15 protein-coding genes are annotated in these 17,708 nt (G+C 60.2%); 10 read left to right on the top strand and 5 right to left on the bottom strand.

Going from position 1 to position 17,708, the window contains the following annotated elements:
- The first annotated feature begins 15 nt into the window (after positions 1 to 15).
- Genes ACXAH8_RS00230 through mdoH form a run of 3 tightly spaced genes read left to right on the top strand, consistent with a single transcriptional unit; the run spans position 16 to position 4,597 of the window.
- Positions 16 to 1,236 carry an OpgC family protein gene (locus ACXAH8_RS00230; RefSeq protein ID WP_475215158.1) on the top strand — a complete coding sequence of 407 codons (1,221 nt, stop codon included), beginning with the start codon at positions 16 to 18 and terminating at the stop codon, positions 1,234 to 1,236.
- The gene (locus ACXAH8_RS00225; protein WP_475215157.1) at positions 1,233 to 2,732 is read left to right on the top strand and encodes an OpgD/OpgG family glucan biosynthesis protein; all 1,500 of its coding nucleotides are present in this window, start codon (positions 1,233 to 1,235) and stop codon (positions 2,730 to 2,732) included. The genes ACXAH8_RS00230 and ACXAH8_RS00225 overlap by 4 nt, the downstream gene beginning before the upstream one ends.
- The gene (gene mdoH, locus ACXAH8_RS00220; protein ID WP_170374208.1) at positions 2,729 to 4,597 is read left to right on the top strand and encodes a glucans biosynthesis glucosyltransferase MdoH; all 1,869 of its coding nucleotides are present in this window, start codon (positions 2,729 to 2,731) and stop codon (positions 4,595 to 4,597) included. Before ACXAH8_RS00225 ends, mdoH begins: the two co-directional genes overlap by 4 nt.
- On the opposite strand, the gene ACXAH8_RS00215 is transcribed toward mdoH, so the two are convergent.
- Positions 4,598 to 5,422 carry an alpha/beta fold hydrolase gene (locus ACXAH8_RS00215; RefSeq protein WP_170688950.1) on the bottom strand — a complete coding sequence of 275 codons (825 nt, stop codon included), beginning with the start codon at positions 5,420 to 5,422 and terminating at the stop codon, positions 4,598 to 4,600. It lies immediately after the preceding gene.
- A complete protein-coding gene (locus tag ACXAH8_RS00210) occupies positions 5,422 to 5,892 on the bottom strand; it encodes a rhodanese-like domain-containing protein (protein ID WP_475215155.1) in 471 nt (156 codons plus the stop codon). Before ACXAH8_RS00210 ends, ACXAH8_RS00215 begins: the two co-directional genes overlap by 1 nt.
- A 218-nt stretch (positions 5,893 to 6,110) precedes the next feature.
- Between ACXAH8_RS00210 and ACXAH8_RS00205 the strand changes: the two genes are divergently transcribed.
- From ACXAH8_RS00205 to selD, 7 genes are read left to right on the top strand one after another with little or no spacing between them, the layout of a single operon-like run.
- On the top strand, positions 6,111 to 8,981 hold the full coding sequence (locus ACXAH8_RS00205; RefSeq protein ID WP_170767037.1) for a monovalent cation/H+ antiporter subunit A: 2,871 nt from the start codon (positions 6,111 to 6,113) through the stop codon (positions 8,979 to 8,981).
- Positions 8,981 to 9,340, top strand: a complete 360-nt coding sequence (locus tag ACXAH8_RS00200; RefSeq protein ID WP_170374216.1) for a Na+/H+ antiporter subunit C — start codon at positions 8,981 to 8,983, stop codon at positions 9,338 to 9,340. The genes ACXAH8_RS00205 and ACXAH8_RS00200 overlap by 1 nt, the downstream gene beginning before the upstream one ends.
- Positions 9,337 to 10,872 carry a monovalent cation/H+ antiporter subunit D gene (locus tag ACXAH8_RS00195; protein WP_475215153.1) on the top strand — a complete coding sequence of 512 codons (1,536 nt, stop codon included), beginning with the start codon at positions 9,337 to 9,339 and terminating at the stop codon, positions 10,870 to 10,872. Before ACXAH8_RS00200 ends, ACXAH8_RS00195 begins: the two co-directional genes overlap by 4 nt.
- Positions 10,872 to 11,369: a Na+/H+ antiporter subunit E gene (locus ACXAH8_RS00190; RefSeq protein ID WP_170467657.1), complete on the top strand. Its 498-nt coding sequence runs from the start codon at positions 10,872 to 10,874 to the stop codon at positions 11,367 to 11,369. The genes ACXAH8_RS00195 and ACXAH8_RS00190 overlap by 1 nt, the downstream gene beginning before the upstream one ends.
- Complete coding sequence (locus ACXAH8_RS00185) at positions 11,366 to 11,635, top strand: K+/H+ antiporter subunit F (protein ID WP_152457439.1); 270 nt, start codon at positions 11,366 to 11,368, stop codon at positions 11,633 to 11,635. Before ACXAH8_RS00190 ends, ACXAH8_RS00185 begins: the two co-directional genes overlap by 4 nt.
- A gap of 7 nt (positions 11,636 to 11,642) precedes the next feature.
- Entirely contained in the window at positions 11,643 to 12,029 is a 387-nt protein-coding gene (locus ACXAH8_RS00180) for a Na+/H+ antiporter subunit G (RefSeq protein WP_170374220.1), read from the top strand.
- Positions 12,030 to 12,034: 5 nt separating this feature from the next.
- Positions 12,035 to 14,194, top strand: a complete 2,160-nt coding sequence (gene selD, locus ACXAH8_RS00175) for a selenide, water dikinase SelD (protein WP_475215152.1) — start codon at positions 12,035 to 12,037, stop codon at positions 14,192 to 14,194.
- Here selD and mnmH read toward each other — a convergent pair.
- From mnmH to ACXAH8_RS00160, 3 genes are all read right to left on the bottom strand, one after another.
- On the bottom strand, positions 14,185 to 15,237 hold the full coding sequence (mnmH, locus tag ACXAH8_RS00170) for a tRNA 2-selenouridine(34) synthase MnmH (RefSeq protein ID WP_475215150.1): 1,053 nt from the start codon (positions 15,235 to 15,237) through the stop codon (positions 14,185 to 14,187). The genes selD and mnmH overlap by 10 nt on opposite strands.
- A gap of 47 nt (positions 15,238 to 15,284) precedes the next feature.
- Positions 15,285 to 15,950, bottom strand: coding sequence for an SOS response-associated peptidase (locus tag ACXAH8_RS00165; protein WP_475216250.1), 666 nt, complete (start codon positions 15,948 to 15,950; stop codon positions 15,285 to 15,287).
- Between the two features lie 88 nt (positions 15,951 to 16,038).
- A complete protein-coding gene (locus ACXAH8_RS00160) occupies positions 16,039 to 17,622 on the bottom strand; it encodes a bifunctional metallophosphatase/5'-nucleotidase (protein WP_475215149.1) in 1,584 nt (527 codons plus the stop codon).
- Positions 17,623 to 17,708: the final 86 nt, after the last annotated feature.

Raw genomic sequence — 17,708 nt, 5'->3', positions numbered from 1 at the left:
AAGGACAGAAAACGTATGGCGACTGTTTCGCCCGCTTCTGATTTTGCGACTGTTGCGGCCTCGGCCGCAGCGCCTACTGCCCGTGTGCGCGACCCGCGGCTGGATTTCTATCGCGGCATCGCGATGTTCATCATCCTGATCGCCCATATCCCGAACGACCCATGGGCCAAATGGATCCCGGCCCGTTTCGGGTTTTCGGATGCGACCGAGATCTTTGTGTTCTGTTCGGGCATGGCCTCGGCCATTGCATTCGGCGGTGCCTTCCTACGCAAAGGCTGGTGGATGGGGACCGCTCGCGTGGCGTTCCGCATCTGGCAGGTCTACTGGGCGCATATCTGTCTGTTCTTCTTCGTGGCCATGAGCATGGCCGCGCTGGACAATTCCGGCCTGTTTGAAAAAAGCTATGTCTCGTCGCTGAACCTGCAGCATTTCTTCAATGACCCGCTGCCGCAAATGGTCGGGATTTTCACCCTGACCTATGTGCCCAACTACTTCGACATCCTGCCGATGTACCTGGTCGTTCTGGCGATGATGCCGCTCTACATGGCCCTCTACCGCGTCAGCTTTTGGCTGATGGCAGCTGCGTCGGTCGCGATCTGGCTTGTTGCCCAGACCGGAGTGCTGGCCCTTCCGGCCGAGCCGTGGTCGGACCGCCAATGGTTCTTCAACCCGTTCGGTTGGCAGCTGCTGTTCTTTACCGGGTTCGCCTTTATGCGCGGCTGGATTCCGGCGCCTCCGGTATCAAAAACGCTGATCTGGGCGGCCATTGCATTTCTGGTTCTGTCCGCACCCTTCGGGTCGTGGAAGGTTTTCCTGTGGGTTCAATCCGCGGCTCCCGGCCTGGCCGAACAAATCCGCGAACTGTGGCCTTTGACGAAAGAACTGCGTGGAAAAACCGAGTTCGGCCTGTTCCGCTACATCCACTTCCTGTCGCTGGCCTATCTGGGCTGGGTCGTTGCCGGTGAGCATGGTCACCGTCTGATCGCCACCGGGCACTCATTGGGCGCGCGCATCTGGCAGGTGGTTCTGAAACTGATCACCAAAGTGGGGCAGCAATCCCTTGCGGTCTTTGTTTTCTCAATGGCCGCAGCCCGCCTGATCGGGGTCGCGCTGGATCAGACCGAGCGGGATGTTGCCAGTGTCTTTGTCGCTAACATGATTGGCTTTGCCATGATCATCGGGGTGGCCTATCTGGCCGCCTGGTTCAAATCCCAACCATGGAAATCAAAGAAATGAATCTGACTCGCCGCGCATTTCTGGCCTCAACCTCTGCGCTGTTTCTGGCGCCGGCCACCTTTGCCTCGGGGTCAGAGGTTCCGTTCGACCGCAACGACGTGGTCGAACTGGCCCGAGAACTGGCCAGCCGCCCCTTTGCCGAGCGCGAGATGGTGCCGCAGGAATGGCAAGACCTGACTTATACGCAATACCGTTCGATCCGGTTCCGGCTGGACCGCGCCCTGTGGTACGAGACAGAGACGCCCTTCAACGTCGATTTCTTCACCCCCGGCCTGTATTTCCCGCGCACGGTTAAGGTCACGACTGTCGAGAACGGGATGGCCAAGCCGGTCGCTTTCGACCTTGAGATGTTCGACAAGGCCGAAGAGGTTCCGACCCTTCCAATCGACGAAACGCTTGGGTTCTCAGGACTGCGCCTGCGCACGGAAATGCACCGCCCCGGCAAAACCGATGAGTTCTGCGTCTGGCAGGGTGCCAGCTATTTCCGCGCCATTGGTCTGCACGAGGTCTACGGCCTGTCCGCGCGCGGTCTGGCCTTGAAAACCGGCGACCCGGATGGCGAGGAGTTCCCCGAGTTCATCCGCTTCTGGCTGGAACGTCCCGAACCCGGTCAGCGCAACATGGTCGTCCACGCCCTGATGGACAGCCCCAGCGTGACCGGTGCCTATCGCTTTAACGTCACCGCCGGTGCCGATTGCATCATGGATATTGAGGCCACCCTCTTCCCCCGCGAAGAGCTGCCGCATGTGGGTATCGCGCCCGGCACCTCGATGTTCCTGTTCGATCAGACCAATCACAGCCGGTTCGACGATTTCCGACCCGCTGTCCATGACAGCGACGGGCTGCTAATCCGCAACGGCGCGGGTGAGGTGATCTGGCGTCCCTTGGCGAATCCGACCCGTCTGCAAATCTCGTCTTTCGTGGACATGAACCCTCAGGGCTTTGGCCTGATGCAGCGCAAGCGCGAATTCTCGGACTACGCGGATCTTGAGGCGAACTATCATAAGCGTCCCAGCCTGTGGGTCGAGCCCGGCTCCGATTGGGGCAAGGGCTCGGTGACACTGGTCGAGATCCCAGCCGATCAGGAGATCTATGACAATATCGTCGCCTACTGGCGGCCCGCCGAGCCCTATGCCGCAGGCAGCCAGGTAGACCTGAGCTACCGCCTGATCTGGGGTGAGGAACCTCAGCGCACGCCGATGCCGCGGGTCATCAACACGGCGATGGGTGAGAACACCTTTGGCGAAGGCCGTCTGGCCGTGATCGACTTTGAGCCCAGCCCTCTGTTCGACGATCTGGAGGCAGTCAGCATTTTCGCGGATTCGCCTCATGCGGAAACCTCGGACGGCGTGTTGCAGCGCAACCCCGATACCGGCGGTGTGCGTTTGGCGTTCTCGTTCCAGCCGGGCGAACGAGACCATGTGGAGCTTCGCGCGCAATTGCTTGTCGGCAAGCAACCCGCCTCCGAAGTCTGGCTGTACCGTTGGACCGCATGAGCCGCGACCTGCATATCATGCCACCCGAGGCACCGCTGACAATGCCCGCTCAGGATTTCAGCGCAGGATTCCGGGATGCGCAGGTCCCCGCGGGTGCCCGCCCCTCTGCAGGGTTCTGGCGCGCACTGGCTTTATCGCCCGCAATGGCAGCCACATTGGGTTTGCTATGGGTCATGAGCGACTGGTTCGGCTCCGAAGGCATCAACCTTGTCGAAGCCATCCTTCTAACGTTGATCTCGTTCAACTTCTTCTGGATCTCATTCACCGTCTGCACCGTGCTACTAGGCATGATCTCTTTGTCCAGGCAAGAGCGCCCGGTCAGACAAGACCGCGCGCAACCGCTGCGGGTTGCCCTGCTGATGCCGACCTACAATGAGGTGCCGTGGTTCGTGCTGGGCAATGCCCGCACCATGCTGGAAGAACTGCGCGCCCGGGGCGGGCAGCATGAATACGCGATGTTCATCCTCTCGGACACCCGCGACCCGGACATTGCCGCGCAAGAACAAGCCAGTATTGAGGCTTTGCGCACCACGCTGGCCCCCGACCTGAAGCTCTACTACCGCCGTCGCGAACAGAATACTGACCGGAAAGTTGGCAATATCGCCGATTGGGTCAGCCGCTGGGGTGCGGATTGGGACGCTATGCTGGTGCTGGATGCCGACAGCCTGATGACGGGCCGCGCGATTGCTCGGCTGACTGATTCTTTGGCGCGTGATCCCAGCGCAGGCTTGATTCAAAGCTACCCGCAACTCATTGGCGCACAGTCCGTCTTTGCCCGGATGCAGCAATTCGCCAATGGCGTCTACGGTATCGCCTTTGCCGAAGGTCTGGCCCGCTGGTGTGGGCAAGAGGGCAACTATTGGGGCCACAACGCCATAATCCGCACCAAGGCTTTTGCTACCTGTGCCGGACTGCCCAAGCTTCGCGCCTTCAACGGGCAGGAAAAGCTGATCATGAGCCACGACTTTGTCGAGGCCGGTCTGCTGCGCCGTGCCGGGTGGGCCGTGCGGTTTCTGCCGCGCATTCGGGGTTCATACGAGGAAACGCCCCCCACCCTTATCGACCACGCCATGCGGGACCGCCGCTGGTGTCAGGGGAACCTGCAACATCTGAAACTGCTGGGCTCGCGCGGGTTTCGGTCCGTCTCGCGGTTTCACATGTTCCACGGGGCGGTCGGCTATTTGATGTCGCCTCTGTGGTTTGCGCTGTTGCTGATGTGGGCGTTGATTGGTCAGGGTGAGGACGCCTCGGTCCTGCATTATTTCAGCCCCGACAACCCCCTGTTCCCACAATGGCCGGAGATGTCTGAGACGCGCCATGTGCTGATCATTCTCGTCATGTATGCGATGCTGCTGGCCCCCAAGGTTCTGGGCGTTGCCGCCCTACCCCTCAGCGGTGTGCGCTATTCCGATTTCGGCGGCTGGCGGCGGTTCTTCACCTCGTTCCTTTTCGAGGTCATCCTGTCGATCCTCTACGCACCAATCCTGATGGTGCAGCAGATGATCGCCGTGTTCCGCACCGCATTGGGCATCCAGAAAGGCTGGTCTCCGCAGGCGCGTGACGGAGGTAGCTATTCCTTGCGTACGCTGGTCCTGTGCCACGCGCTGGAAACCGTCAGTGGCGTCGCGCTGAGCGTTGGTATTCTGGCCGGGCTGGTCTCGGTCTGGCTGGCCCCGATTGCTATCAGCCTTGCGCTGGCGATCCCGCTGTCGGCGCTCAGCGGTGTGTCGGCTGGTACCGCCCGCCGTATGGTCGGCATGCGTGAGGATTTTGCTGAGCCCGCCATCACCCGTTCGGCCCGTCGTCATCGGAATGAGTTGAAGCGCCTGATCGAGGGCAAGGGCAGCATGACCCCGGCGGAATAATCAACCGCCGGGCAATCCTTCGTACCAATCCAGGATCATATCCGCCCACCCGGTGGGCACCGTATGACCGCCGGGGAACAGCGCGAATTCCAGCGCGCTGCCCTCGGCACATCCCATCCAGTTGCGCCGCATGAACTGGCCCGTGGTCGAGAACCCGCTGGGCTTGGTATCAACACAGCCATTTGCCTCGCGCCAGATCTCAAGCCCGGCAAAGATATCGCCTTGATGGAAACGGCCACCGCCCAGCAAACGCCCCTCGAGCGGAACGACATTGTCGATCCAGCCATGGGTGTGAAACATGCGGATCGGTCCGGCGCAGGATTCGGGATGCGGACGCCAGAAGCCACCTGAGACGGGGACATAGGCCGAGAAGGTCTCAGGCGCATCGCAGGCGAGGTAATTCACCATGAAGCCGCCGGCGGAAAACCCTCCTAGAACAACGCGTTCACCGTCAATGCCAAACCGCTCAGCGGCGTCATCCACCGCTTCGCTGAGAAAGGCCGTTTCGTCACGCTCGCCAAAGCCGGGATAGAAGTTCCAGCTTTGAATGCCGCCCCGGTCCGGCCGCTCCAACCCCTCCGGCGCCATCACCGCATAGCCGCGCGCCAGCAGAGGCTCGACCATGCTGCGATTGTTCATCGTTCCTGAGCCGCTGCCTCCGTAGCCATGCAGAAACACGACCAGTGGCGGGTTTTCGGCTTCGGGCAGCTCGATGTGATACGCGCCCGAGGCGATCTCGCAGGTACCTTCATCCGGGCCACAATCGGCCAAGGTTGGTTGCGCCGCTGCGGCCAGACAGAAAGATAGCCAGTATTTGTATTTCATCACGCTCCCTCGACAAAGGTCTCAACCGGCAGACCGGCCCGCACCCAGCCTGGTCCGGCGGCCGAGCCCAACATACCCTCAGGCACGTCAATGATATTGGTAAACCCGGCTGCAGTCAGTTGATTGCTCAACCGTGCCGAACGGACCCCACGCGCGCAGATCAGAGCCACAGGGGCGGACTTGTCACCGCCAGCCATTTGCACAAGGGTCGGAATAAAATCCTCGCGCCGCATGTCCAGAGGCTGCGCCCCCTGTCCGACGCCTGTGGCCCTCCATTCCCGAGGTGTGCGGATATCCACCAGCAACACGTCCCCAGCGACGGCCTTCTTATGCGCCTGCGTTACCTCCAGCTGGCCGCCCGAGTAATCCTGCGGGATCAGGCTGTACTCACGAATGGCAAATCCTGCGGCAATTGCGCCTGCCCCGCCCATCAAAACCCACCGTCGCGTTCGGCTTTTCCCGTCTGCCATATGGCGTTCTCCTGCACTCATGGCTTGGTTCTATCACAAGGGTTGCAATCGCGCCCCGGGGAATTCCGGCAGCAGGATCAAGTTCGCGTCATTATCACGCAGAAAGATAGGTTCGATATACACCTTTTAACATCTGTCAAAACCTTGCAATTTTTGGACAATCATTAAATTATCCTACAAAATCTGTCATATTGACCGCCCAGACCGGAGTATCGCACTTGTCCCTATTCCTCATCGCGGCCCTTCCCTTCCTCGGAGCTGTTTTCCCAGCCCTCCTGATACGGGCGGGACGAAATGCAGCCGCCTCGGCCGCAGGGTTGACCACTTTCCTCGCCTTGATGGGGTTGCTGATCCATATCCCCAGCGTGATGCGCGGCGATGTCGTGACAGCGCGGTTTGACTGGATACCGGGGCTGGGGCTGAACGCGAATTTCATGCTGGACGGGCTTGGTTTTCTGTTTGCCCTGCTGATCCTCGGCATCGGCCTGCTGATCATCCTGTATGCGCGGTTCTACCTGTCGCGCGAAGACCCGATGGGGCAGTTCTACACTTATCTGCTGCTGTTCCAGGGCGCTATGGTTGGGATTGTTCTGTCCGATAACATCCTGCTTTTGCTCATTTTCTGGGAGCTGACCTCACTCAGTTCATTCCTGCTGATCGGCTATTGGAAACACCTACCCGAAGGCCGACAAGGCGCCCGCATGGCACTGGCCGTTACCGGAGGCGGTGGCTTGGCGATGATTGCCGGGATGCTGATTTTGGGGAATATCGTCGGGTCCTATGACCTCAGCGTGATTTTGCAGAACAAAGAGCTGATCCAGGCCTCGCCCTACTATCTACCCGCGCTGATCCTGATCCTGTTGGGCTGTTTTACCAAATCAGCACAGTTCCCATTCCATTTCTGGCTGCCTCACGCGATGGCTGCCCCGACGCCGGTTTCCGCCTATCTGCACTCGGCCACCATGGTGAAGGCCGGGTTGTTCTTGATGGCGCGGATGTGGCCGGTTCTGGCGGGGACGGAGGCGTGGTTCTATATCGTCGCAACAACCGGTTTGGTGACCATGCTGCTGGGCGCGGTGATCGCGCTGTTCAAGGACGATCTGAAGGCGCTGCTGGCGTTCTCAACCGTGTCACATCTGGGCCTGATCACCATGCTGCTGGGCTTTGGCACCAAGTTTGCAGCCGTGGCCGCGGTGTTCCACATCATCAACCACGCGACGTTCAAAGCCGCGCTGTTCATGACCGCCGGGATCGTGGATCACGAAACCGGAACGCGCGATGTCAAACGGCTGGGCGGCTTGCGTCATCTGATGCCGATCACCTTCACCATCGGCACCATCGCAGCTTTGTCCATGGCCGGCCTGCCTCCGCTGAACGGTTTTTTGTCAAAAGAGATGATGCTGGAGGAAACCGTCCACACCACTTGGCTGAACTCTCACTATCTGGTGCCGGGTTTGGCCCTGCTGGCAGCGCTGTTCTCGGCGGCCTACTCCTTCCGCTTTGTCAGCCATGTCTTCCTTGGACCAAAGCGCGAGGATTACCCGGCCCATCCGCATGACCCTCCGGTCGGGCTTTGGCTGGCACCCGCCTTCATGGTCGTTCTGGTCGTGCTGATCGGCCTTTATTCAGCGGCCATCGTCGGCCCGCTGGTGGCCGTCGTATCCAGCGCCGTGATCGGTGGCGAAAAGCTGCCCTATTATTCGCTGAAACTGTGGCACGGCTTTACCCCTGCGCTGTATATGTCCGTTGTCGCGACGTTGGGCGGTCTGTTCCTGATGTCGCAACACAAACGCGCGCAGCAGCTTTGGAACACCCTGCCCCGGCCTGAGGCCAAAGTGATTTTCGAGGCCATTATCAATGCGTTTACGCGGCTTAGCCAATGGATCACAGATGAGCTGCACAATGGTGTCCTCAGCCGGTATGCGATCATCTTTGTCGCCTTTACCGTCGGCCTTGGCTACTACGCCTATTCCACCGGGACGATCGGAGTTGAAACCCGCGTGCCGCTGCCTGCGCAGATCATTCCGATCGTTGGCTGGATCTGTCTGGTGGGCGCAACGCTAGGCATCATGTGGTTCCACCGTAACCGCCTGTTGTCGCTGGTTCTGATTGGTGTTGTCGGGCTGATCGTTTCGGTTGCGTTCAACTACCTCTCGGCTCCGGATCTGGCACTGACGCAGATCTCAGTCGAGGTGGTGACGATGATCCTGTTGCTGCTGTCGCTGAACTTCCTGCCGACCGAGACCCCATGGGACAGTACCGCCGCTCGGCGTTGGCGGGATGCCGCGATCTCGGTCGTGGCCGGGATTGGGACAGGTGCTCTGGTCTATGCGATCATGCTGCGTGATTTCGCCTTCCCGACGATTTCCGAATTCCACCTTGCCAACTCGTACAAAGGTGGTGGCGGCACCAACGTGGTGAACGTCATCCTCGTGGATTTCAGGGGCTTTGATACCTTTGGCGAGATCATCGTTCTGGGCATCGCAGCGCTGATCATCTTTGCCCTGACCGAAGCGGTCCTGAGCAGCAATGTTCGGGGCTACCTGCTGAACCGCAAGCCGCACTGGCCGCAATCGGGCGACTCCCATCCGCTGATGATGGTCGTCGTGACCCGCGTGATGATGCCGATTGCCCTGATGGTGGGCGCCTACATCTTCTTCCGTGGGCACAACCAGCCCGGAGGCGGCTTTATCGCCGGCCTGATCGTCGCCATCGCCTATCTGATGCAATACATGGCCAGTGGCTACACTTGGGCGATCGAACGGCAGAGGTTCTACTATCACGGCACTATCGGCTGGGGCGTGCTGATCGCCGCCGCTACCGGTTTGGGCGCTTGGTTCAATGAACGCCCCTTCCTGACCAGCGATTTCGGCTACATCAACTGGCCCCCCCTGGAAGAGTTCGAATGGGCCACCGCCATGTTGTTCGACACCGGAGTTTTCCTCGCTGTTCTGGGCGCGGTGATGCTGGCGCTGGATAGCCTGTCCCGCTTTGCATGGCAGCCGGGCATGGCGCAGGAGTTCCCGATGGATATCAACCCGCTGCGGGATGCTCCGCCGGAAGAAGAACAAGAGAAGGAGCAGGCCTGATGGAAGCGCTCGTTGCCTCTGCCGTAGGTATTCTGACCGCCGCCGGGATTTTCCTGATCCTGCGCCGCCGAACATTCCCGGTCATTCTTGGCCTGTCGCTGATCACCTATGCGGTGAACGTGTTCCTGTTCGCAACCGGACGTCTGGCGCTGAATTCGCCTGCCGTTCTGAACAAATACGAAGACGTCCCTTATACCGATCCGCTGCCGCAGGCGCTGGTGCTGACGGCCATCGTGATCTCATTCGGGATGACGGCGGTGATTGTGATGATCTCGCTCTCGGCCTATCTATCCTCGAAGGATGACCATATCGACATGAGCCCGCATGACAGCGTGGACGCGCCGGGAGAAGACGCATGAACCATTGGATCGTTGCGCCGATCGTCCTTCCTGCGATCCTGGCCCCATTCATTATCATGGTCCTGCGCTATCACCTCGACCTGCAGCGCATTTTCTCGGTCGCGGGTGTTGTTGCCCTTCTGGGCATTGCCCTGACCATCACCGCTCAGGCCGCGGGAGGCGACATTCAGGTCTATGAGCTGGGCAACTGGCCCGCCCCCTTCGGGATTGTCATGGTGCTGGACCGGCTTTCAGCCATGATGGTTCTGCTGACCGCCCTTCTGGCCCTCCCCATTGTGCTCTACGCCATCGGTTCGGGTTGGGACGAGCGTGGCAAGCATTTTCACGCCCTGTTTCATTTCCAGCTTATGGGCGTGTGCGGGGCCTTCCTGACCGGCGACGCCTTCAACCTGTTTGTGTTCTTCGAAGTCCTACTGATCGCCTCCTACGGTCTGATGACCCATGGTGGCGGAGCGGTCAGGCTGAAGGCTGGCGTGCAATACGTGGCCTATAACCTGCTGGGATCGACCCTGTTCCTGTTTGCCCTGGGCACGCTCTATGGTGTGACTGGCACGCTCAACATGGCCGATATCGCTCTGCGTGTGGCCGAGATACCGCCTGAGGATACCGCGCTGCTGCGGGTTGGTGCCGTGTTGCTGTTGTTGGTGTTCTGTATCAAGGCCGCGGTTCTGCCGTTGCATTTCTGGCTACCTGCCAGCTACGCCAACGCTCCGCTCCCTGTGGCGGCCTTATTTGCGATCATGACCAAGGTTGGGGCGTATTCGATCATCCGGATGTACACTCTGGCCTTCGGACCCGAGGTTGAAGCGACGCAAGGTCTGGTCGGCAATTGGCTGCAACCTGCTGCGCTGGTTACCCTTGCCGTCGGGGCCATCGGCATCCTCGGCTCGCAACATATCGCGCGGATGGTGGCCTTCTGTGCTATCGCCTCGATGGGGACGCTGTTGATTGCGATTTCGCTGTTCACGCCGGATGCCAGTGCAGCCGCGCTTTATTATGTGTTCCATTCGACGCTTGCGACGGCCCTGTTGTTCCTTGTCGCCGATCTGGTGATGGAACGCCGTGGTGGCGCCATCGCGCCCACGAAGCCAATGGCGCAGACCGGATTGATCTCAGCGCTGTTTTTCGTCGGTGCGATTGCCATGGCGGGGATGCCTCCGCTGTCCGGCTTTATCGGCAAGCTGCTGGTTCTGGATGCGGCCAGGGATGCACCTGACGCAACCTCTGTCTGGGCGGTCATCCTGATCGGATCCTTTGTCACCATCGTTGGTCTCGCACGGGCCGGCACGTTGATCTTCTGGAAAAGCCACGACGCGGACCATAACCCTCAGCCCGAGGGGGAAGACGCCGAGCCGCGACCCACCCCGGAACCACACCCGGGTCTGGCATTTACATCGGTCTTCGGTCTGGTCGGCGGTCTGATCCTGCTGACCTTGTTTGCAGGGCCCGCGCTCGAATACACCAGCAAAACCGCCGAGCAATTGTTCACACCCGAAGACTACATCTCGGCCGTATTGGGAGAGGCAGAATGATCAAGCTGCTACATCGCATATTCCCGCACCCGCACCTGAGCTTTCTGCTGACACTGGTCTGGGTTCTGCTTGCCAATAACGGGTCGTTGAACTCGCTCGTTTTTGGTTTGATTCTGGGGATCATCATTCCCTTCATCACCCAACCCTACTGGCCAGATCGCCCCAAACTGCGCAACTGGCCCATGGTAGCGGAGTACATTCTGGTGGTGCTGTGGGATATCGTTATCGCCAATATCACCGTCGCCCGGATCATCCTGTTCAAACGCGACGACGCTCGCCAACCAAACTGGATTTGCGTCCCGCTTGAACTGCGTACGCCCGAGGCAATCACCGTACTAGCCGGGACAATCACAATGACGCCCGGTACGGTCAGCTGTGATCTTTCGGCGCAGGGGCATAACCTTCTGGTCCATTGCCTCGATGCACCTGACCCTGAGGCCGTGCGCGATCAGATCAAACAGCGCTACGAACGCCGCCTGAAGGAGATTTTCGAATGATTGATTATGCGATCTACTTCGCCTTCGCCTGCTTCGGAGCCGCCATCATGATGTGCCTGTGGCGGATTATCACCGCCGATGGCGTCGGCACCCGCGTTCTGGCGCTGGACACGATGGTGATCAACACCATCGCGCTGATGATCCTGTACGGGCTGGATCAAGGCACCGAGATCTTCTTCGAGGCCGCCATGATCATCGCCATGCTGGGTTTTGTTTCAACAGTGGCCTATGCGCGGTTCATGCTGCGCGGCAACATTATCGAGTGAGGGCGACATGACATTTCTCGTCGAATTGCTGATCGCCGCCTTCCTGATCATGTCGGGTATCTTCGGCTTCGTTGGGTCGTTTGGAATGATCAAGCTGAAGGACCCCATGTCGCGCCTGCACGCGCCGACCAAAGCGACAACGCTGGGTGTGGGCGGCGTTCTGTTGGCCTCGATCGCACATTCCGTGCTGCTTGAGGGCAAACTGTCGATGCATGAGCTGCTGATCACGCTGTTTTTGTTCCTGACGGCCCCGATCACGGCCCTGTTCATTGCCAAATGGCACATTCATCGTCATGAAAAGCCACAGGATCTGCCGGATGCGGGCGAGGATGAGCTTTGGGCCACCCACGCGGTCGAGCAGGTTGAAGACGTCCCTGACCACAGCACGAACTGACCCTGATGCATAACCCTCCGCTGCCCCTGACCCGTGATCTGGTTTTGATTGGCGGAGGTCACACCCACGCTCTGTTGCTGCGCAAATGGGGCATGGACCCACTACCCGGCGCGCGCGTGACGGTGATCAACCCCGGCCCGACTGCGCCCTATTCAGGGATGCTGCCCGGTTTTGTCGCCGGTCACTACTTCCGCTCTGATCTGGACATTGATCTGGTCCGGCTGGCCCGTTTCGCGGGCGCACGGGTCATTCTGGGCGCGGTTGAGTGGATCGACACTGACCAGCGCCATGTGCATGTACCGGGACGGCCTCCGGTGGCATTCGATGTCGCCTCGGTCAACGTCGGGATCACCTCGGACATGCCCGCCCTGTCAGGTTTTTCAGACCATGCCGTTCCGGCCAAACCCTTGGGCGCCTTTGCCGCGCGTTGGTCTGCATATCTGGACAGCACCGGCTCTGCCTCGGTGGCCGTGATAGGCGGAGGCGTCGCTGGGGTCGAGCTGGCGATGGCCATGGCCCACGCGCTGAAAACCAAGGGCAGACCCGCGCGGATCACGCTGATCGACAATGCCTCGGCCCTGACAGCGACCGGCCCCAAGGCCGCAGCGACGATCCGCAAGGCTATGGCCGGTCTTGGCATCGACGTGCTCGAGGGAGTTTCAATAAAAGAGATCACCGCAGATCATGTCGCACTGGACGATGGCCACCAGATCCCTGCCGAGTTTGTGACCGGCGCTGCGGGGGCGAGACCCTATAGCTGGATCCAGCAGACCGGGCTGGACCTGTACGAAGGTTTCATCCGCGTGAACGGCCACCTGCAATCCAGCGATCCCGCCGTCTTCGCCGCCGGAGACTGCGCCCACCTGACCGAGAACCCGCGCCCCAAGGCGGGCGTCTACGCGGTGCGCGAGGCCCCCGTGTTGTTCAACAATCTGCGCGCGGCGCTGGGGGCTGGGACTATGCAGCGCTATGTGCCGCAGAAGGACTATCTCAAGCTGATTTCATTGGGCGGAAAATCTGCATTGGCCGAGCGTCTGGGCACGTCGTTCAGCGGCGCTCTGATGTGGCATTGGAAGGACCATATCGACCAAAGCTTCATGAACAAGTTCCGCGATCTCCCTGCCATGGCGACCCCCACCCTCCCGCGTGCCCACGCCGCCGGTATGGCCGAGGCGCTTGGTGACAAACCCATGTGCGGCGGCTGTGGGGCGAAACTCGGTCGTGGCGCGCTGCGCGGCGCGCTGTCCGCGCTGCCTGAGCCATTGCGTCAAGACGTGACGGCGCTGCCCGGAGACGACGCCGCGCTGCTGACAACCGGGAATGCGCGGCAGGTCTTGACCACGGACCACCTGCGCAGTGTCACCGACGACCCCGTCCTGATGACCCGCATCGCTGCGGTCCATGCGTTGGGGGACATTTGGGCGATGGGGGCCGCGCCTCAGGCTGCAACGGCCACTCTCATCCTGCCGCGCATGTCCTCTGATCTGCAAGAACGGACGCTTTCCGAGATCATGCAAACCGTAAGCGACGTCATGCAAGACGCCGGAGCCGAGATCGTCGGCGGACACAGCTCAATGGGCGATGAGATGACGATTGGCTTTACGGTGACGGGGCTTTGCGCCAAAGACCCGATCACCCTGGCGGGCGGCAGGCCCGGCGATGTGTTGGTCCTAACCAAACCCATCGGCAGCGGCGTTGTGATGGCTGCAGAAATGGCCGGAAAGGCCGAGGGCGCAACGGTCGCGCAAGCCTATGAGATGATGACCCTACCGCAAGGCGCAGCGTCCCGTATTCTGGCAGAGGCCCACGCGATGACTGACGTCACGGGGTTTGGCTTGGCCGGGCACTTGAACGGGCTGTGCGAGGCTTCAGATTGCGGTGCGGTGCTTGATCTTGAGGCCGTCCCAGTGATGCCTGGAGCCGTCGAGCTGAGTGACGCAGGCATCCAATCGACCCTTTTCGCAGACAACCGCTCCATAGCGCCTGAGCTGACAATGGAAGGCAAGGCAGCGCTGTTGTTCGACCCGCAAACAGCGGGCGGGCTGCTGGCTGCGGTAGCACACGAGATCGCCGACAAACTGCTACAGGATCTGCGAGCGGCGGGTTACCCGGCTGCGCGGATCGGGCATTTGACCGACACTCCGGGGTTGAAGCTTCAAAGCTGATCCAGCGTGTTTTTGATGCGATCCGCCGCGCCCCTCAGGTCATTGTCATCCAACTGCGCGATCTCGATCCGCGCCAAAGTCTTTGCCGGGTGTTGACTCTGGGATTTGGCGTAGGCCGGATCATAGTGCTGTTCCATCAGCGCTCGCGTCAAAGCCTGTTTGTCGCCCGACGACATGAGGTTCAACCACCCGTCCACGACCTCATGCCCGCGATGAGATCGCAGTGGAGACAAGCGATCCCGAAGGCGCTCAGTATCCGACAGGATGTCGTCATAGGCCCGCGCTAGGTAAGCCGACCGGGCGGACAAAGGCGCGTCGATATGAATGCGCGGCGCGGCGCACATCGCTGTCCAGACGCTGGGCGGCAGGATGCGATCGCCTATTTTCGACGACTCCGCCTCGACCACCACAGGGCGAGATGGGTCCAGGGCGCAAATGGCGGCTGACAAGGCGGATTCAAAAGCCTTCTGACTGGGCTGCCCACCTGGCCTTTCGCCCAGCAACGAGCCGCGATGATTGGCAAGCCCCTCCAGATCAACCACTTGTACGCCGCGTTGATCCAGATGGTGCAACAACTCGGTCTTGGCCGTTCCGGTGTAGCCATCCAACGCGATCAGTTGGAAGGCTAGCGGCTGGTCATACAGGTAAGCCTTCACCAGCCGACGATAGGTCCGGTAGCCTCCATCGACGACATCCGCCTGCCAGCCAATCTGCTGCAACGTCCATGTAAACGAGCCCGAGCGTTGCCCGCCGCGCCAGCAATAGACCAAGGGCCGCCAGTTCCCCTCATGATGGCTGAGGCGGTGTTCGATATGATTGGCCGCATTGCGAAACACCAGCGCCGCCCCGAGTTTTCGCGCCAGAAAAGGGCTTTGCTGCTTGTAGATCGTACCGACCCGCGCGCGTTCTTCATTGTCCAGAACCGGCAGATTAATCGCCCCCGGCAGGTGGTCTTCAGCAAATTCTGCCGGGCTGCGGACGTCAATAACTGTATCGAAGCCGTGCGCGTAGAGTTGCGGTAGATCTGTGAATTTCAATGCCATACCAAAAGCCTGTCTTTTGGGCGCATGCAAGGGGAACGCATTCGCAGCTAGTCCTCGATGACTTCGATCAGGTCCGGGCCAGACGCCCGATTCGAGTTGACGGCGGGGTCGACACGATGAAACTCCAGCACGTCTTCGGCGCCCGGTTGCATCAACCGCGCGGCACCTTTGCCCGCCTCTCCCAACCAAAGCGGCCAATCGTCGGGTTCCAAGATCAAGGGCATCCGGTGGTGAATGGCCGATAGGTTCTGGTTCGCCTGAGTCGTCACGATGGCACAGGTGGATTGCCGCGCCTCTTCCGGCCCCCAATCCTGCCAGACACCTGCAAAGGCGATGGGCGCACCGTCCTTGCGGTGGATGTACCATGGCAGGCGCGTCCCTTGTTGGGTCTTGGTCCATTCAAAAAACCCTGTCGCCACGATCAGGCAGCGCCGCGATCGGCAGGCGTCGCGGAAAGCGGGTTTTTCGGCCAACGTCTCTGCCCGTGCGTTGATCAACAAGGGGCCTGCATTTTCGGCCTTGTACCAATGGGGCAGAAAACCCCAACGCAACGCATCCAAACGACGACCAGAATCTCCTGCGCGAACGACGTGCACCTGATTAGTCGGACAGACGTTATAGTTGGGCACCTTGGGCAAGGCATTGGCGGGGCGCGCGGCAAATAGCTGCGCCATCGCGTCATTGGGCAAAGTAATTGCAAACCGTCCGCACATCAGTCCGTCGTCCAATCCCGGATCGTTGCGGGATGCGATTTCAGCCAAAAGAAAAAGCCGCACCCAAACGGGCACGGCTTTTCAGGTCTTATTTCTGCTTGATGCGACCATCCAGATAAGGCTGGTAGGGCGCGTTTTCGGCCAAATATTCCGCCGTTACATCCGCGAGATCCGGGCCGAAGTCATAGGCATTCTTGTCGTCACCTTCAAAGACGCTATAACCGTCACCGCCGTTGCGCACGTAGTTATTTGTCACAACCAGATATGTGGCCGAGGGATCAATCGGAACGAAACCGTCACCGTCGGCAACCATCACCTCGGTGATGCGCCCTTCGTTCGGGGCGGCTGAGGGGTCCCATGTAAAGGTCAGACCTGCGACTTGCGGGAACCGGCCTTTGACCTCTTCAACCTGGCTGACGCCATTTTCCAGCGCGTCGATCACGCCCTGCCCGTTGATCTCAAAGGTCGACAAGGTGTTCTGAAACGGCAGGACCGTCAGGACTTCGCCCATGGTGACCTCGCCTTCGTCGATCGAGGCACGCAGACCACCCGCATTCGCAATCGCGATCTGAGCGCCCTGATCCGCAACGCGGGCCAGCATGGCATCTGCAACCAGATTGCCCATCTCACATTCCTGCACACGGCAGACATCGCGTGAGCCCTCGATGGTTGCAGCTGAGCTGGCGACAACGCGGCCCTTCATCTCTTCAATCGGGGCGCCCATTTCCGCAACTCGGGCCGCGATGCCCTCGTCCTGTGTGACCGAGGCATCCAACAGAATCGGCTCGCCTTCTGCCGAAATCAGATTGCCGTCGTCATCAAATGTCAGTGTGATTTCGCCCAGGTATTTCGAGTAGGCATAGGCCTGAACAACTGGAACTTCGCCCACCATCACCGGGTACGCGCCTGCCGCGTCCTCATCCGTGTTGGACAGCAAGGTGTGCGAGTGTCCACCGACAACCAGATCAAGGCCGGGCACCTGTTCGGCGATCTTGATATCCTGAGCCAGACCCACGTGGTTCAGCGCGATGATGATGTCTACACCTTCGGCTTCCAATGCGGCCACATCGGCCTTCAGGCTTTCGACCTCATCCTGAAAAACGACGTCTTTACCCGGGCTGGACGTGTCCACCGTATCCGTGGCCAGGGCCGAGATGATGCCGATCTTCTGGCCACCCACCTCAAGCACCACGTGGTTTTGCACCTTGTCCTTCAGCTCGGCCGAAGACGACAGGTCCAGATTGCCCGAGATGACGGGAAAGCTAACCGAGTCGATGAAGGCTGCCAGACCTTCGGGGCCGTCATCGAATTCGTGGTTGCCGACGGCCATCACGTCATAACCGATCGCTTCCATGAACTCAGCCTCGGCAGCACCTTTGTAGGTCGTGTAGAACAGCGAGCCCTGAAACGGATCGCCTGCGTCCAGCAACAGTACATTCTCATCCGCCAGTTCAGCGCGCTTGGCGTCAACGGCTGTTTTCAGGCGCGCCACGCCGCCAAAGCACTTCCCTTCGGCTTCATCTTCGGCATCGCAAGTGGAGTCGTATTTGTTGATCGACTCGATCCGGCTGTGAATGTCGTTGGTGTGCAGAATGGTCAGCTTGTAGTCGGCAGCAGCGATGCCTGCGCTCAGGCCCAGGATCGCGACCGACGTCAAAAGACGGCTTACCATGTTGAAACTCCCTGTCATTGTTTTTCGGGATCGTGCGCTGATGCGGCGGAAGAGTCAAAGGGGGAAATCCGGCTTGATTCCACGGG

Source organism: Ruegeria sp. ABV3_008 (assembly GCF_056161185.1).
This window is presented reverse-complemented; position numbering and strand designations above follow the sequence as displayed.

Coding starts and splice junctions, on each gene's coding strand:
- ACXAH8_RS00230 (WP_475215158.1), top strand. CDS start 16: ATGGCGACTGTTTCGCCCGCTTCTGATTTTGCGACTGTTGCGGCCTCG.
- ACXAH8_RS00185 (WP_152457439.1), top strand. CDS start 11,366: ATGATTGATTATGCGATCTACTTCGCCTTCGCCTGCTTCGGAGCCGCC.
- ACXAH8_RS00160 (WP_475215149.1), bottom strand. CDS start 17,622: ATGGTAAGCCGTCTTTTGACGTCGGTCGCGATCCTGGGCCTGAGCGCA.
- ACXAH8_RS00210 (WP_475215155.1), bottom strand. CDS start 5,892: ATGGCAGACGGGAAAAGCCGAACGCGACGGTGGGTTTTGATGGGCGGG.
- ACXAH8_RS00200 (WP_170374216.1), top strand. CDS start 8,981: ATGGAAGCGCTCGTTGCCTCTGCCGTAGGTATTCTGACCGCCGCCGGG.
- ACXAH8_RS00165 (WP_475216250.1), bottom strand. CDS start 15,950: ATGTGCGGACGGTTTGCAATTACTTTGCCCAATGACGCGATGGCGCAG.
- ACXAH8_RS00215 (WP_170688950.1), bottom strand. CDS start 5,422: ATGAAATACAAATACTGGCTATCTTTCTGTCTGGCCGCAGCGGCGCAA.
- ACXAH8_RS00195 (WP_475215153.1), top strand. CDS start 9,337: ATGAACCATTGGATCGTTGCGCCGATCGTCCTTCCTGCGATCCTGGCC.
- selD (WP_475215152.1), top strand. CDS start 12,035: ATGCATAACCCTCCGCTGCCCCTGACCCGTGATCTGGTTTTGATTGGC.
- mnmH (WP_475215150.1), bottom strand. CDS start 15,237: ATGGCATTGAAATTCACAGATCTACCGCAACTCTACGCGCACGGCTTC.
- ACXAH8_RS00180 (WP_170374220.1), top strand. CDS start 11,643: ATGACATTTCTCGTCGAATTGCTGATCGCCGCCTTCCTGATCATGTCG.
- mdoH (WP_170374208.1), top strand. CDS start 2,729: ATGAGCCGCGACCTGCATATCATGCCACCCGAGGCACCGCTGACAATG.
- ACXAH8_RS00225 (WP_475215157.1), top strand. CDS start 1,233: ATGAATCTGACTCGCCGCGCATTTCTGGCCTCAACCTCTGCGCTGTTT.